Annotated in this window: 9 protein-coding genes; 5 read left to right on the top strand and 4 right to left on the bottom strand. The window is 68.5% G+C overall.

The genetic code is table 11. From position 1 onward, the window contains the following. Positions 1-103: 103 nt before the first annotated feature. The 3 genes from C1932_RS13955 to C1932_RS13945 form a co-directional block, all read right to left on the bottom strand. Positions 104-2,914 (bottom strand): TonB-dependent receptor, encoded by a 2,811-nt coding sequence (locus tag C1932_RS13955; protein WP_108753750.1) that lies wholly within the window; start codon positions 2,912-2,914, stop codon positions 104-106. A gap of 217 nt (positions 2,915-3,131) precedes the next feature. Continuing rightward, positions 3,132-3,791, bottom strand: a complete 660-nt coding sequence (locus C1932_RS13950; protein ID WP_108762571.1) for an energy transducer TonB — start codon at positions 3,789-3,791, stop codon at positions 3,132-3,134. 263 nt (positions 3,792-4,054) lie between these two features. Continuing rightward, a complete protein-coding gene (locus C1932_RS13945; protein WP_108753748.1) occupies positions 4,055-4,792 on the bottom strand; it encodes an SIMPL domain-containing protein in 738 nt (245 codons plus the stop codon). A gap of 130 nt (positions 4,793-4,922) precedes the next feature. Here C1932_RS13945 and C1932_RS13940 point away from each other — a divergent pair, with 130 nt between their 5' ends. The 4 genes from C1932_RS13940 (at position 4,923) to tldD (ending at position 12,412) form a co-directional block, all read left to right on the top strand. Continuing rightward, complete coding sequence (locus C1932_RS13940) at positions 4,923-5,531, top strand: Maf family nucleotide pyrophosphatase (protein ID WP_108762570.1); 609 nt, start codon at positions 4,923-4,925, stop codon at positions 5,529-5,531. Beyond that, positions 5,524-7,011 carry a ribonuclease G gene (gene rng, locus C1932_RS13935; protein WP_108750641.1) on the top strand — a complete coding sequence of 496 codons (1,488 nt, stop codon included), beginning with the start codon at positions 5,524-5,526 and terminating at the stop codon, positions 7,009-7,011. The genes C1932_RS13940 and rng overlap by 8 nt, the downstream gene beginning before the upstream one ends. Positions 7,012-7,041: 30 nt before the next feature. Continuing rightward, a complete protein-coding gene (locus tag C1932_RS13930) occupies positions 7,042-10,902 on the top strand; it encodes a YhdP family protein (protein WP_108762569.1) in 3,861 nt (1,286 codons plus the stop codon). Positions 10,903-10,966: 64 nt separating this feature from the next. After that, complete coding sequence (gene tldD, locus C1932_RS13925; RefSeq protein ID WP_108762568.1) at positions 10,967-12,412, top strand: metalloprotease TldD; 1,446 nt, start codon at positions 10,967-10,969, stop codon at positions 12,410-12,412. Between the two features lie 41 nt (positions 12,413-12,453). Here the strand turns inward: tldD and yjgA are convergent, their stop codons facing one another. Beyond that, complete coding sequence (gene yjgA, locus C1932_RS13920; RefSeq protein ID WP_108756825.1) at positions 12,454-13,041, bottom strand: ribosome biogenesis factor YjgA; 588 nt, start codon at positions 13,039-13,041, stop codon at positions 12,454-12,456. Positions 13,042-13,109: 68 nt separating this feature from the next. Here yjgA and pmbA point away from each other — a divergent pair, with 68 nt between their 5' ends. After that, complete coding sequence (gene pmbA, locus C1932_RS13915; protein WP_108750637.1) at positions 13,110-14,477, top strand: metalloprotease PmbA; 1,368 nt, start codon at positions 13,110-13,112, stop codon at positions 14,475-14,477. Positions 14,478-14,505 lie beyond the last annotated feature (28 nt).

Genomic DNA, 14,505 nt, shown 5'->3' with positions numbered 1-14,505 from the left:
CGTGCCTCGCGCGGTAGGCCTTCATCATGGCCGCGCGCATGTGGTGAAAAAGCAAAGGCCCGGGACATGCCCGGGCCTTTGCAGTGCGGTTGACCTTCGTGGATCAGTTGAAGGTGTACTTGGCGCCGACGGTGAAGTAACGACCAATCGCACCGCTGAAGTGCAGCGGGTTGTAGTTGACCGCGCCGTAGGTGGACGGGTCGAGCGGGGCGATGCGGTCGAACACGTTCTGCACCGAGGCGTTCAGCTCGAACGCATCGGTGATGTTCCAGCGACCGGACAGATCGAAGGTGGTGAACGAAGAGATCTTCTCCACCGGCGAGCCGTCTTCATAGAAGGCCAGGTAGTCGCCACCGCGGCGATCCTTGTTTTCCATGCTGTCGATGTAGTTCACCACGCCGCTCACGCTCCACGGCCCCTGCTTCCAGGTGGTGCCGAAGTTGATGCGGTCCTGCGGGGTGCCGATGCAGTTGGTCACGTCGCAGTTGCCGTGCGTGCCCACGTAGTCGACGGTGGTGTCACCCTCGGTGCGCTCGAACTTCAGCAGGTGGCTCCACTGCAGGTCCATTTCCAGCTGGCCCGGGCCCAGGTCGAAGGTCTGGCGGATATCGGTATCGATACCGCGCACACGCGACGAGTTGGCGTTCACGTACTGCGTGTTGACCGCCAGGATGGTGCCGCTGTTGGCCACGCCGCCGATGTTGTTGCTGTCGCGCAGGACGTTGCCGGCGGCGATGGCGTCGGCGGTGCTGCCCTGGGCGATTTCGTTGGTGCGCTTGATTTCCCAGGCATCAACCGTCAGCGAGGTGCTGGAGGTCGGCTGCAGCACGATACCCACCGAGTAGCTCTTCGACTCTTCCGGCTTCAGGCCGGAATTGGGGCGGGTGATGATGGCCACCGAACGCGCGGTGCACTCGTTGTCCGGGTCGATGGCGCAGCGCACCGGATCGCGGGCGTTGGAGAAGGCGGCCAGGCCACCGTCACCGTTTTCGGCCGGGTTCGGCGCACGGAAGCCTTCGGCGTAGCTGGCGCGCAGGGCGATCCAGTCGGCCGGGGTGAACTTCACGCCCAGCTTCGGGGTGGCTTTGCCTTCACCGCTTTCGTACTTGTCGTAGCGCAGTGCGGCCGACAGTTCCAACTGTTCCAGCACCGGCGCGGACAGTTCGACGTAGCCCGCGTACACGTTCTGGGTACCGTCATAGGCCGAGTAGCCCAGGCCGATGATGTCACCCTGGTCGGTGTAGGTCTGCGGGGTCAGGCTGTTGCTGGTCTTGCGCCATTCGGTACCCATGGCCAGGCCAAGCGGGCCGCCCTTCAGATCCATCAGGCTGCGCGAGACGGTGAAGTCGAACATGTCCAGGCTGGACTTGGCGCGGGCACTGATGGTGGGCGAGATGTAGTCGTAAAGCGCCTGCGAATTCAGGCCGGCGTTGTCGCCGATGCGCCACACACCGCCGGCGCAGGCCGGGTCACCCAGCGCGCACTGCACGGCGCTGTAGCGCAGGAAGCCGGTGCGCTTGTTGACCAGGTCGGTGCCCGAATGCAGGTAGGCGGTGTCGTAGCTCCAGTCGCCCCAGTTGCCCTTCACGCCCACCAGGAAACGGTTGAACTCGTTGGTGTTGTTGGTGACGCGCGGGCCGACATCCCAGGCCGAATAGCGCAGGCGCGAGGCCTGGCCGGGAATCGGGTTGTCCGGATGGGTCGGGCTGAGCACCACGGCACCGTCGCCGCTGCTGGCGTTGACCGGGCCGCCGGGGTAGCCCCAGCCGCCGGAAACACCGGACGGCGTGTTGCTGAAGATCGTTTCCTTCTTCGAGTAGCCGATCTCGGTGTAGACCTCGCCGCCTTCGCCGAAGGCGAAGCTGGCGCGGCCGAACACGTTCACGTACTTCTCTTCCGGGCTCAGGTCGCGGTACAGCTGAGCCGGATTCCACAGGCAGCCCTGCGCCTGTGCGGTGGCATCGCTCTGGCCGGGAATGGTGGTCAGGTCGGCGCAGCCCGGCAGTGCGACCAGGAAGGCCGGGTTTTCATCGTCCACGTTGCGGTCATCGAACACCGAACCGTTCGGGCCCACGCCACCGGCGGTGCCGCCGGACAGGTAGGCGCCGCCCAGGAACTGCGCATCGGCGGCGTCATAGCCCCAGCGACGGATGTCACCGGTGCCGATCCACTTGCGGTTCTTGCGGTCGCTGATCTTGATCGCGTCGGTCTTGCCGACGTCCAGGCTGAAGAACGCATTCCAGCCGTCGCTGGACAGGTCACCAGTACCGGCGGTCAGCGTGGCCTTCTTGGCATCGCCGTCGCCATCGCCGGATACGCCGTACGAACCGCGCAGGATCGCGCCCTGGAAGTCGCTGCGCAGGATGATGTTGACCACGCCGGCGATCGCATCGGAACCGTAGATGGCCGAGGCGCCGTCCTTCAGCACTTCCACGCGCTCGACGGCGTCAAGCGGAATGGTGCTGAGGTCGGTGAACACCTTCTGGCCATCATCGGCCAGGCCATAGGTGGCCATGCGGCGGCCGTTCAACAGCACCAGCGTGGAGCCGGCGCCCAGGCCGCGCAGCGAGATGCCGGCGCCACCGCCGGCAAAACCATTGCCGAAGGTCTTGGGAATGGAACCTGCACCGTCGGAGGTGAGCGTCTGCAGGTATTCGGCCACGGTGGTCTTGCCACTGCGGTCGATTTCCTGGCGGGTCACCACCTGCACCGGCGAGGGCGTTTCGGTGTTGGTGCGGGGAATGTTCGAACCGGTCACGGTGATCCGGTCGAGGTTGGTGGCCTGGTCCTGTGCGAAGGCAGGGGAGACCACGGCGCCGGCCAGCAGCAGAGCGCCGCCGGTGAGGATGTGGGTAATGGAAAATGCCAGGTGGTTTTGGCGGCGGCTGGCGGGCCGTTGGATCGGGTGTTTCACAGCTTCTCTCCTGACTGGAAAACTCGAGCATCGAGGGCTGTCACCGGTGTGCCCCGGGACGCGTCAATCTAGGTTTCTGTCAGGTGACGGCGTTGTGAAGTTTTACTGAATTCGTAACAGAAATGTGATCGCGACTGAAGAATTGGAGAGTCATGGCCGGGTTGTGGCGCAGCCCGCGTTGGAGCCGGCCCGGCAGATCGCCGGGCCGGTCCGTGGGTCAATCGGGCAGGCTGAACTGCACCGGCACCATGCCGATGGCGGACACCGCCTGGCCATCACGCTCGGCCGGGACGAAGCGCCAGTGGCGCAGCACCTGCTGGCGGGCGGCTTGGTCCAGGCTGCGCGAGCCACTGCTGCGTTCAATGCTGACGTTCACCGGCTGCCCGTTCGGATCCACCTCCACCCGCAGCAGCACCGTGCCCTGTTCGTGGTTGCGCAGGGCCGGCACCGGATAGCTCGGCGGCGGCGCGCTGCGGTACTGCAGCTGGGCGCCGGTGACCGGAGCACCCGGCTGCAGCGCGGGCGGCGCTTCCACCGCCACCTCGGCGGCCGCCGGCAGGATGATGCCCTGGGCCTCGTCGAGTGTTGCGGTGGGCGCGGGCAGGGGCGGGGTCACGGTCGGCACCGGCTGCGATTTCGGCACCAGCTTCACCACTTCCGGCTTGGGCGGCAACGGGGTGGGCTCAAGCGGCTTGGGATCTTCCTTGGGGATGAAACGCACCGTGGTGTCGTCGCGCGGCAGGGCGCTGATGGCCTGGTAGGTTGCCGGGATCAGCAGCAGCAACAGCGCGAGCAGGTGCAGGGCAATGGCCGCGCTCCAGGCGGCAATGCGGGCGGGGTCGAAGTGCAGGGATGCAGCGGGATACGTACGAACCATGGTCCACCTCCATGCCAGTGTTGAAGTCCTCAACGCACCAGGGCCGCCATCGGGGTTGCCGCACGCGGCTGGCAGTTCATCATTAGCGCCAGCCACCGGCCACTGCCTAGAGTCAGGTGCGACGCCGTTGGGCTGGGCTTCAGATACAAGGAAGGGGCCCGCGGTGGCGGACCCCTTCTTTGTCTTTTGCAGGTCGCCAACCTGGGGGGCGCCTGCGCCAGCGGCTGCCAACCACGGCTGGCATCTACCGCCTTGCGTGACGGTTACCGCCCCAGTTCGAACACGACGTCCAGGTTCACCGACACGGTCGATTCACCCGGTGCCACCGGGGTGGCCTTGTCCATCGCCGCGCCGGCGGCCATCGCGCGCATCATCGGCATCGGGCGGAAGCCGCCATTGCTGTTCTCGGAAATGCTGACGATCCGGCGCACCTGCAGGCCCAGCGACTTCGCATAGGTCTGGGCACGGGCCTGGGCCTTCTTCAGCGCGGCCAGGCGGGCTTCGTCGTAGACCGGCTCGGGCTGGTCGATCTCGAACTGCGGGCCATTGATCTGGTTGGCGCCCTGTGCGGCCAGGGCATCAAGCACCTTGCCCAGCTTGGCGATGTCACGCACCTTCAGGCTGACCGTGTTGCTGGCCTGGTAGCCGGTGATCTTCGGCGCTTCGTTGTCGGCATAGCGGTACTGCGGGTTCAGGCTGACGCCGCTGGTCTGCACGTCGCGCTCGGCAATGCCGGCGGCCTTGATCGCGGCCAGCACCTTGTCCATCTGCTGGGCGTTCTGGCGCATGGCGCTGTTGCCGTCGGCGGCCTGGGTGACCACGCCGGCCGACAGGGTGGCCACGTCCGGCACGCGGGTGGCTTCGGCGTTGGCCGAGATGTTCAGCAGGGTGCCTTCGGCGGCGGCGACCGCGGGCGGCGGCGGCGGGGCAGCATGGGCGGTCATCGAAGCTCCAAGAGCGAGGGACAGGGCAAGCAGCAGCGGGGTGGCGGTGCGGCGCATGGGATCTCCTTGGTGTGCCGGTGAGGGTGGTGTCGTAGCGATGAACGCGCTGTGAGTCCGTTCGGGGTTGAAGGCGTTCAAGGCGGGGTTGCCGACGATTCAGGTGGCGGCCTCAGGTTATGCTGTGCTGATGCTCTATCTCGCTTCCCGCTCGCCCCGACGCAACCAACTGCTGGCCCGACTCGAACGCCCCTTCCAGGCCCTGGACCTGGAGGTGCCCGAGCAGCGTGCGCCGGAGGAAAGTGCCGAACAGTATGTATGTCGGGTGGCCGCCGACAAGGCGCGCGCCGGGCTGGCCCGGGTGCTGGACACCGACCCGCAGGCGCGGGTGCTGGGCTCGGATACCGAGGTGGTGCTGGACGGCCAGGTGTTCGGCAAGCCGGCCGACGCGGCCGAGGCCTGCGCGATGCTGGCGCGCCTGGCCGGGCGCACCCACCAGGTGATGACCGCGGTGGTGGTCGTGCACGCGCAGGGCCTGGAGACCGAGCTGGTGGTCTCCGAGGTCACCTTCGCGCCGATCGCCGCGGCCGACATCGCCGCCTACGTGGCCACCGGCGAACCGCTGGACAAGGCCGGCGCCTATGCCATCCAGGGCGGCGCCGAGCGCTGGATCGAACACCTGTCAGGCAGCTATTCCGGCGTGATGGGGCTGCCGTTGCTGCACACTGATCGCCTGCTGGCCCGCTGCGGCGTGCCGGCCCCCACTGCCCATGCCGCCAGGGAGGCTGCCGATGTCTGAGGAAATCCTGGTCAATGTGACCCCGCGCGAAACCCGGGTCGCGGTGATCGAAAACGGCATGCTGCAGGAACTGCACATCGAGCGCGGCTGGCGCCGGGGTGTGGTCGGCAACATCTACAAGGGCAAGGTGCAGCGGGTGATGCCCGGCATGCAGGCCGCGTTCGTGGAAGTGGGCTTGGAGCGCGCCGCGTTCCTGCACGCCAACGACGTGGTGCGGCCGGCCCCGGTGGCCAGTGCCGATACCGAGAACACCACCCTGCCGCCGCCGTCCAGCGTGCCGATCGTGGAACTGCTGCGCGACGGCCAGGACATCGTGGTGCAGGTGGTGAAGGACCCGATCGGCACCAAGGGCGCGCGCCTGACCACGCAGATCAGCATTCCCTCGCGCTACATGGTGCTGCTGCCGCAGTCGAAGGTGGTGGGCGTTTCGGCGCGCATCGAAGACGAAGGCGAGCGTGCGCGGCTGAAGGCGCTGGTGACCGAACTGTCGGCGCAGCACGGTGGCTACGGCTACATCGTGCGCACCAATGCCGAAGGACAGCCGGCCGAAGCCATTGCCGAGGACATCGCTTATCTGTCGCGGGTCTGGAACGTGGTCGAGCGCCGTGGCCGCGAGGCGCCCTCGTGCAGCAACATCTATGAAGACCTGAGCCTGCCGCTGCGCTCGGTGCGCGACCTGATCCGCAAGGACGTGGACAAGGTGAAGGTCGATTCCAAGGAAACCTTCGCCCAGCTGCAGGCATTCGTGGCCAAGTACATGCCGGTGCTGGCCGAGAAGATCGAGCTGTACAGCGGTGACCGCCCCATCTTCGACATGTTCGGCGTGGAAGACGAGATCGGCCGCGCGCTGGACAAGCAGGTGCCGCTGAAATCCGGTGGCTACCTGGTGATCGACCAGACCGAGGCGATGACCACCATCGATGTGAACACCGGTTCGTTCCTGGGCCAGCGCAACCTGGAAGAAACCGTGTTCCGCACCAACCTGGAGGCCGCGCAGGCGGTGGCCAGGCAGCTGCGGCTGCGCAACCTGGGCGGCATCATCATCATCGATTTCATCGACATGGACGATGCCGAGCACCGCCGCCAGGTGCTGCGCACGCTGGAAAAGGCGCTGGCCCGCGACCATGCCAAGACCACCGTCTACGACTTCTCGCCGCTGGGCCTGGTGGAGATGACCCGCAAGCGCACCGTGGAAAGCCTGGAGCGCCAGCTGTCGGAAACCTGCCCGCAGTGCAGTGGTCGCGGCAGCATCAAGACCACCGAAACGGTGACCTACGAAATCTTCCGCGAGATCACCCGTGCGGTGCGCCAGTTCGATGCCGCGCGCCTGCTGGTGATCGCCTCGACCAAGGTGGTGGCACGCATCACCGAAGAGGAATCGGCCGCCGTGGCCGAGCTGGAGGAATTCCTCGGCAAGAGCATCCGTTTTCAGGCGGACGAGCAGTACCTGCAGGAGCAGTTCGATGTGGTTCTGCTCTGATCCACGCCGGCTGCGGTCCGGCGCTGGCCGATGAGCGCGCCGCCGCGCCTGCGACTGCGAAGGATCCGCCGTCATCTGATTGCCGCGTGCGCGGTAGGCCTGGTCGTGCTTGCCCTGCTGGTGGGCACGCTCAGCCAGCTGTTGCCGCTGGCCGAGCGCCACCCGCAGCAGATCGCCGCGTGGCTGAGCGCGCGGGCTGGCCAGCCGGTGCGTTTCGAGCGCCTGCAGACTGCCTGGACCCGGCGCGGCCCGTTGCTGCAACTGCAGGGGCTGCGTATCGGCGCCGGGCAGGGGCTGGCCATTGGCGAAGCCGAAGTACTGGTATCGATGTACAGCGGGTTGCTGCCGGGGCGCTCGCTGACCGAGCTGCGCCTGCGTGGGCTGTCGCTGGACCTGCAGCAGGCCGCTGACGGCCGCTGGAGCGTGCGTGGCCTGCCGCAGTCCAGCGGTGCGGGCGATCCGTTGGATGCGCTGCGCCGGCTGGGCGAGTTGCAGGTGATTGGCGGACAACTGGCCGTGCATGCGCCCGCGCTGGGCATCGACGCCACGCTGCCGCGCCTCGATCTGCGCCTGCGCGTGCAGGGCGACCGGCTGCAGGTGGGCGTGCGTGCCTGGGCCCAGGCCGAGGCCCTGCCGCTGACGGCAGTGCTGGAACTGGACCGGCGCAAAGGCAATGGCCAGGCGTGGCTGGGGGCCGACCCGGTGGACTTCCATGCCTGGGCGCCGCTGCTGGCCGGTGCCGGCGTGCGCCTGCGCGAAGGCAAGGGCGAGTTGAACCTGTGGCTGACCCTGCGCGATTTCGCGCCGGTGGCGGTGACCACCGATTCGGACCTGCGTGGGCTGCGTATTGAAGGCGCACCGATGCCGGGCGTGGCGCGCCCGCAGGTGCAGCTGCAGCGCCTGCAGGCACGGCTGCGCTGGCAACGCCAGGCCGACGGCTGGGTGCTGCAGGTGCCGAAGCTGCGCCTGCAGGGCGAAGACGGCGCCCAACAACTGGATGGCCTGCAGGTGCGCCTGGGCCGGCAGCTGCAGATCAGCAGCGGTGCGGTGCAGGCCGGCACGGCCGTGCGCGCGCTGGCCCTGAGCGACCGGCTGGACCCGGGCCTGCGCCGTTGGCTGTACCTGGCCCGGCCACAGCTGGACGTGGCCGCGCTGCAGGTGCGGGGTGAACGCGATGGCCCGCTGTGGGCGCAGGGCGAGCTGCAGTCGCTGGGCTTTGCCAGCGTGGCCGGCGCGCCGGGCCTGCGCGGCCTGGGCGGGCGTTTCGAAGGCGATGCCAATGGCTTCAGCCTGCAGCTGCAGCCGCAGCGGCAACTGCAGTTCGATTGGCCCAGCGGCTTCGGCGTGCGCCACGACCTGCACCTGGCCGGGCAGGTGGTCGGCTGGCGCGATGAAGCCGGTGGTTGGCGCATCGGCACCCCGGCCCTGCGCGTGCAGGGCACCGATTACGCGGCCGACGTGCGTGGCGGGCTGTGGTTCCAGGGCGACGGCACGCGGCCGTGGATGCAGTTGGCGGCCAAGCTGGACGATGTGCCGATGACCGCCGCCAAGCGCTTCTGGATCCATTCCAAGATGAGCAAGGGCGCCACCGACTGGCTGGATATGGCCCTGGCCGGTGGCCAGGTGCGGGGCGGTATCGGTCTGGTCAGTGGTGACCTGGACGACTGGCCGTTCGACAACAACGATGGCCGTTTCGAAGCCACTGGCCACATCAGCAACGGGCAGATCCGCTTCCAGCACGATTGGCCGCTGATGGGCCAGGTGGATGCCGATGTTGCCTTCATCGGGCCGGGCTTCCATATCCAGGGCCGTGGCGACCTGGCCGGGGTGGCGGTGCAGCACTTTGAAGCCGGCATTCCCGATTTCGGCCAGCAGCCGCTGTACGTGCGCGCCGACAGCCGCAGCGAAGCGGGTGCGTTATTGGCCATGCTGCGCCAGAGCGGCCTGCACAAGGAATACGGCGACACCCTGGACAACCTGAGCGCCAGCGGCCCGGCCAACGTGCATTTCGATCTGCTGCAGCCCCTGCACCATGACGAAGGCGGTGGCCACCTGCAGGGCACGGTGGACCTGGCCGGGGTGAAGCTGGCCGACAAGCGCTTCGACGTGGCATTCGATGGCATGCACGGCCAGGCCCGCTACAGCAACGCCGGGTTCGCCGCCGAATCGCTGGCGGTGCGCCACCTGGGCCAGGACGGCACGCTGAGCCTGCGCGCCGGCGGCTTCGTGCGCGATGCGCGGCTGGCCTTCGAATCGGAGTTGTCGGCCAGCCTGGATGCGGGCGTGCTGATCGACCGCGCGCCGGAAATGGCCTGGCTGAAGCCTTACATCAACGGCACCTCGCCGTGGACGATCGCGGTCAACCTGCCCAAGGTCGCCCCCGGCAGCGCCGCCCCGCCCAGTGAGCTGCGCCTGCGCTCGGACCTGGTAGGCACCCGCCTGGATCTGCCGGCGCCGTTGGACAAGCCGGCCGCCGAGCCGCTGGCCACCACCGTGGCCGCGCAGCTGCCGATGGGGGCCGGACGCATCGATGTGGCCTTTGGCGACCGGCTGGCGCTGGCTGCGCGCAGCCACAACAACCAGACCGGTGTACAGGTCACCCTGGGCAGCAGCCAGGTGGACCGCGAGCCGCCGCCCAGCGGACTGACCATCAATGGCCGCAGCCCCACCCTGGACGCGCTGGAATGGATCGGGCTGGCCCGCGGTGCCGACGGCGATGGCGATCCCATGCCGCTGCGCACGGTGGATGTGCAGGTGGGCCAGCTGATGCTGATCGGCGGTGTGTTCGCGCAGACCCGGCTGCAGCTGCACCCCGGGCCGCAGGCGCTGGATGTACGCATGGACGGCCCATCGCTGGCCGGCCGCCTGAGCGTGCCCAATGCCGACGGTGGCACCATCAGCGGCACGCTTGACCGTGTGTACTGGCAATCCCCGCCTGCAGCTGCCGGCGCGGCAACCCCGCCCGCCGCGAAAGTGCAGGCCGGTGCCGACGACATGGACCCGGCCAAGCTGCCGCCGTTCGCGCTGGACATCGCCGACCTGAAGTTCGGCAAGGTGGTGCTGGGCCAGGCCGTGCTGCGCACCCGCCCGCTGGCGCAGGGCCTGAGCGTGGACGAGCTGCGCTTCCGCGCGCCGGACCAGGAAATCGACATCACCGGCCGCTGGCTGGGCAAGAGCGCCGGTGCGCGTACTGAACTGAACGCCCAGGTGCGCAGTGAGGATCTGGGGGGGCTGCTGCAGAACTTCGATTACGCCGGCCAGTTGCGGGGCGGCTCCGGCCAGGCCCAGCTGCAGGCCTCGTGGGCCGGCGGCCCGTCCGACTTCCAGCTGGGCAACCTGCAGGGGCAGCTGGACATCCATGCACGCAACGGCCAGCTGCTGGAACTGGACCCGGGGGCCGGCCGCGTGCTGGGCCTGCTGAGCGTGGCCCAGCTGCCGCGCCGGCTGATGTTCGACTTCCGTGATTTCTTCTCCAAGGGCTTTGCCTTCAATCAGATCGAGGGCGGCATGCAGTTCGGCAACGGCATGGCGCGCACCGACAAGGTGCTGATCGAAGGCCCCGCAGCGAACATCACCATCCGCGGCCAGACCGACCTGCGCCAGCAGCAGTTCGACCAGACCATTGATGTGAACCCGCGCGCCGGCAACCTGCTGACCGTGGTCGGCGCGGTGGCCGGTGGCCCGGTGGGCGCCGCCCTGGGCGCGGCCACCAATGCGGTATTGTCCAAGCCACTGGGTGAGATCGGCGCGCGCACCTACCGGGTGACCGGGCCGTGGAAGGAGCCCAAGGTGGAAGTGATCGAGCGCAGCCGTGACCGCAGCCCCGCGCCGGCCCCGGTGCCCGTGCCGGTTCCGCCGCCGACCGTGACCGACCTGCCGCGCCCGCGCTGAGCGCGGCGCCCCCCGTTCATCGCGTGGCCTTGCCTGGCCACGCCAGCACCCCCAGATCGAGACCATGACTGATACTGCCCTGACCCTTGCCCACGACCGCCTGCTGCGCCCCGGCGGCCTGGATACCGCTGGCCTGGAGCGCGCCTTCGGCCAGCTGCTCGGCCCCGGCGTGGACTTCGGCGACCTGTACTTCCAGCACGCCCGGCGCGAGAGCTGGAGCGTGGAAGACGGCATCGTCAAGGATGGCGCTCATTCCATCGAACAGGGCGTGGGCGTGCGCGCCATTGCCGGGGAAAAGACCGGCTTCGCCTATTCCGACGATATCCATGCCGATGCACTGCTGACTGCGGCACAGTCGGCGCGCGCGATTTCCCGCGAGGGCGGCGCACAGCAGGGCCGTTCGCTGCTGCGCGGCAACGCCCGCGCGCTGTACCCCACGCTGGACCCGATCGACAGCCTGGGCAATGAAGCCAAGGTGGACGTGCTCAAGCGCCTGGATGGCTACCTGCGCGCGGCCGACCCGCGGGTGAAGCAGGTGATGGTCAGCCTGTCCGGCGGCGTGGACACCGTGCTGGTTGCCCGCACCGACGGCGTGCTGGGCGCCGACGTGCGCCCACTGGTGCGCCTGAACGTGCAGGTGATCGTGGAACAGAACGGTCGCCGCGAATCCGGTTATGCCGGTGGTGGCGGCCGCTATGGATACGCCGAACTGTTCGCCGATGGCCGCCCCGAAGCCTTCGCCCGCGAAGCGCTGCGCCAGGCGCTGGTGAACCTGGAAGCGGTGCCGGCCCCAGCTGGAGTGATGCCGGTGGTGCTGGGCCCGGGCTGGCCCGGCGTGCTGCTGCACGAGGCGGTGGGCCACGGCCTGGAAGGTGATTTCAACCGCAAGGGCACCAGCGTGTACGCCGGCCGCATCGGCGAACGCGTGGCCGCGCCGGGCGTGACCATCGTTGACGATGGCACCCTGGACGGGCGCCGCGGTTCGCTGAACATCGATGACGAAGGCCACCCCAGCCAGTGCACCACGCTGATCGAGGACGGCATCCTGGTGGGCTACATGCAGGATGCGCTGAACGCGCGCCTGATGGGCATGGCCCCCACGGGCAACGGGCGCCGCGAATCGTTCGCGCACCTGACCATGCCGCGCATGACCAACACCTACATGCGTGCCGGCCAGCACGACCCGCAGGAGATGATCCGGTCGGTGAAGAAGGGCCTGTATGCGGTCAACTTCGGCGGCGGCCAGGTGGACATCACCAGCGGCAAGTACGTGTTCTCGGCCACCGAGGCCTATCTGATCGAAGACGGCCGCATCACCGCGCCGGTGAAGGGCGCCACGCTGATCGGCAATGGCCCGGAAACCATGCAGAAGGTGCACATGGTCGGCAACGACCTGGCCTTGGACGAGGGCGTGGGCATCTGTGGCAAGGATGGCCAGAGCGTGCCGGTCGGTGTCGGCCAGCCCTCGCTGCTGATCGAGGGGCTGACCGTGGGCGGTACCCAGGCCTGAGCGCGGCGATGGCCAGCGCCCATGCCCGCACCGGCGGGGACTCAGTCCTCGTCGGCTTCGTCGGTGCCGACGTCGTCGGCCTCGTCGGCCGCGGCCTTCAGGCCCAGCGCCGCCGGCAGCATCAGCGCGCGCAGCACCTGGAAGATCTCGCGGTAGGCGCGCGGCGGCTTGTTCTTGGCCTTTTCGGCCTGGGCGTTGCGCACCAGCGTGCGCAGCTGCTGGCGGTCGGCCTGCGGGTAGTCGTCCAGCAGGGCGGCCAGGGCCTTGTCGCCCTCGGCCAGCAGGCGCTCGCGCCAGTCTTCGGCGCGGTGCATCATCGCCACTTCGCGGCGGCCGGTTTCACTGTTGGCGTCCAGCGCATCGCGGATCGCGTCCAGCGTGGCCTCGTCCTCGCGGCGCATGTGCTTGGCCAGGAACGCCAGCTGTCGCTTGTGGGCGATGTGGGCGGTAATGCGCTTGCACTCGGCGATATGCGGCAGCAGGTCCTCCGGGATCGGCAGGCGCGCCAGCTGGGCCGGGGTCAGCGACACCAGCTTCTCGCCCAGGGCCAGCACGTCAAGTGCGTCGCGCCGGTTCTGGCTGCGGCTCTTGTCGTGGAATTCACCGGTTTCTTCGTCGCGTCCGCGCATCGTTCCTACCTGATCTCAAAAAAAGTCGCCCGGCGTGATGCCGGGCCCAACCTGTACAGGATAAAGCATTGAACGTGATCGCCCCTGAAGTCGCCACCGGCGACGACAGCCTGGCCCGGCTGGAACGGCTGGCCGACCTTTCCCAGCAGCTGATCGACCGCGCCCGCGCGCTGGGCGCCAGCCAGACCGAGGTGAGCTGCAGCGAGGACCGCGGGCTGGAGGTCAATGTCCGCCTTGGCGAGGTGGAAACCGTGCAGTCCACCCGCGACCGCGGCATTGCGGTGACCGTCTACTTCGGCCAGCGCAAGGGCAGTGCCAGCACCGCCGACCTGAACGAAGCCAGCCTGCAGGCCACGGTCGAGCAGGCCTGCGCCATTGCCCGGCATACCGAGGACGACCCGGCCGCCGGCCTGGCCGACGCGGCGCTGATGGCCCGCGATTTCCCCGATCTGGACAGCTGGCACCCGTGGGCGCTGCAGGCTGACCAGGCAGTGGACCTGGCCCTGGCCTGCGAGGCTGCTGGCCGCCAGGCCGATGCGCAGATCCGCAATTCCGACGGCGCTTCGGTGTCGAGCATGCAGAGCGTATCGGTGTACGCCAACTCGCATGGCTTCATCGGTCGCGAGCGCGGCACCCACCATTCGATTGGCTGCGCACTGATTGCCGGCACCGGCGATGGCATGCAGCGGGACGGCTGGTACACCGGCGCGCTGGCCCGCGAAGATCTGGAAGACCCGGCCCACGTGGGCCGCCGCGCTGCCGAGCGCACCGTGGCCCGGCTGCAGCCGCGCTCGCTGCCCACCGGCAGCCTGCCGGTGCTGTTTGCCCCGGAAGTGGCGCGCAGCCTGGTCGGCCACCTGCTCTCGGCCGTGTCCGGTGGCGCCCTGTACCGCCAGGCCAGCTTCCTGCTGGACAGCGTGGGCCAGCGCCTGTTCCCCGAGTGGATGCAGATCGAAGAGCTGCCGCACCTGCGCCGCGGCCTGCGTTCGGCCGCCTTCGATGGCGATGGCGTGGCCACCCGCGCCTCGGCCCTGGTGACCGACGGCGTGCTGCAGCGCTACGTGCTGGGCAGCTATTCGGCGCGCAAGCTGGGCCTGCAGACCACCGCCAATGCCGGCGGCGTGCACAACCTGCAGCTGGCCGCCAATGCCGGCTCCCTGCACGAAATTGCCCGGCAGATGGGCAACGGCCTGCTGGTGACCGAACTGATGGGGCAGGGCGTGAACGGGGTAACCGGTGACTACTCGCGCGGTGCCGGTGGCTTCCGGGTCGAGAACGGCGAGATCCAGTACCCGGTCGATGGCATCACCATTGCCGGCAACCTGCGCGACATGTTCGCCAGCATTGAAGCGGTGGGCAGCGATGTCGACCCGCGCTCGCACATCCGCACCGGCTCGATCCTGGTGGGACGGATGACGATCGCCGGTAATGATTGATGGCGTTGATGGCGTAAGCTATGCCCGC

Origin of the sequence: Stenotrophomonas sp. YAU14D1_LEIMI4_1 (genome assembly GCF_003086815.1) — a bacterium.
GTDB lineage: Bacteria > Pseudomonadota > Gammaproteobacteria > Xanthomonadales > Xanthomonadaceae > Stenotrophomonas.
The sequence above is the reverse complement of the archived record's forward strand: the minus strand, read 5'-3'. Positions and strand labels throughout refer to the sequence as shown.

What these genes read in the sequence shown, in the direction of transcription:
- tldD (WP_108762568.1), top strand. Translation starts at nt 10,967, where the DNA reads ATGACTGATACTGCCCTGACCCTTGCCCACGACCGCCTGCTGCGCCCC.
- C1932_RS13950 (WP_108762571.1), bottom strand. Translation starts at nt 3,791, where the DNA reads ATGGTTCGTACGTATCCCGCTGCATCCCTGCACTTCGACCCCGCCCGC.
- yjgA (WP_108756825.1), bottom strand. Translation starts at nt 13,041, where the DNA reads ATGCGCGGACGCGACGAAGAAACCGGTGAATTCCACGACAAGAGCCGC.
- C1932_RS13940 (WP_108762570.1), top strand. Translation starts at nt 4,923, where the DNA reads ATGCTCTATCTCGCTTCCCGCTCGCCCCGACGCAACCAACTGCTGGCC.
- C1932_RS13945 (WP_108753748.1), bottom strand. Translation starts at nt 4,792, where the DNA reads ATGCGCCGCACCGCCACCCCGCTGCTGCTTGCCCTGTCCCTCGCTCTT.
- rng (WP_108750641.1), top strand. Translation starts at nt 5,524, where the DNA reads ATGTCTGAGGAAATCCTGGTCAATGTGACCCCGCGCGAAACCCGGGTC.
- C1932_RS13930 (WP_108762569.1), top strand. Translation starts at nt 7,042, where the DNA reads ATGAGCGCGCCGCCGCGCCTGCGACTGCGAAGGATCCGCCGTCATCTG.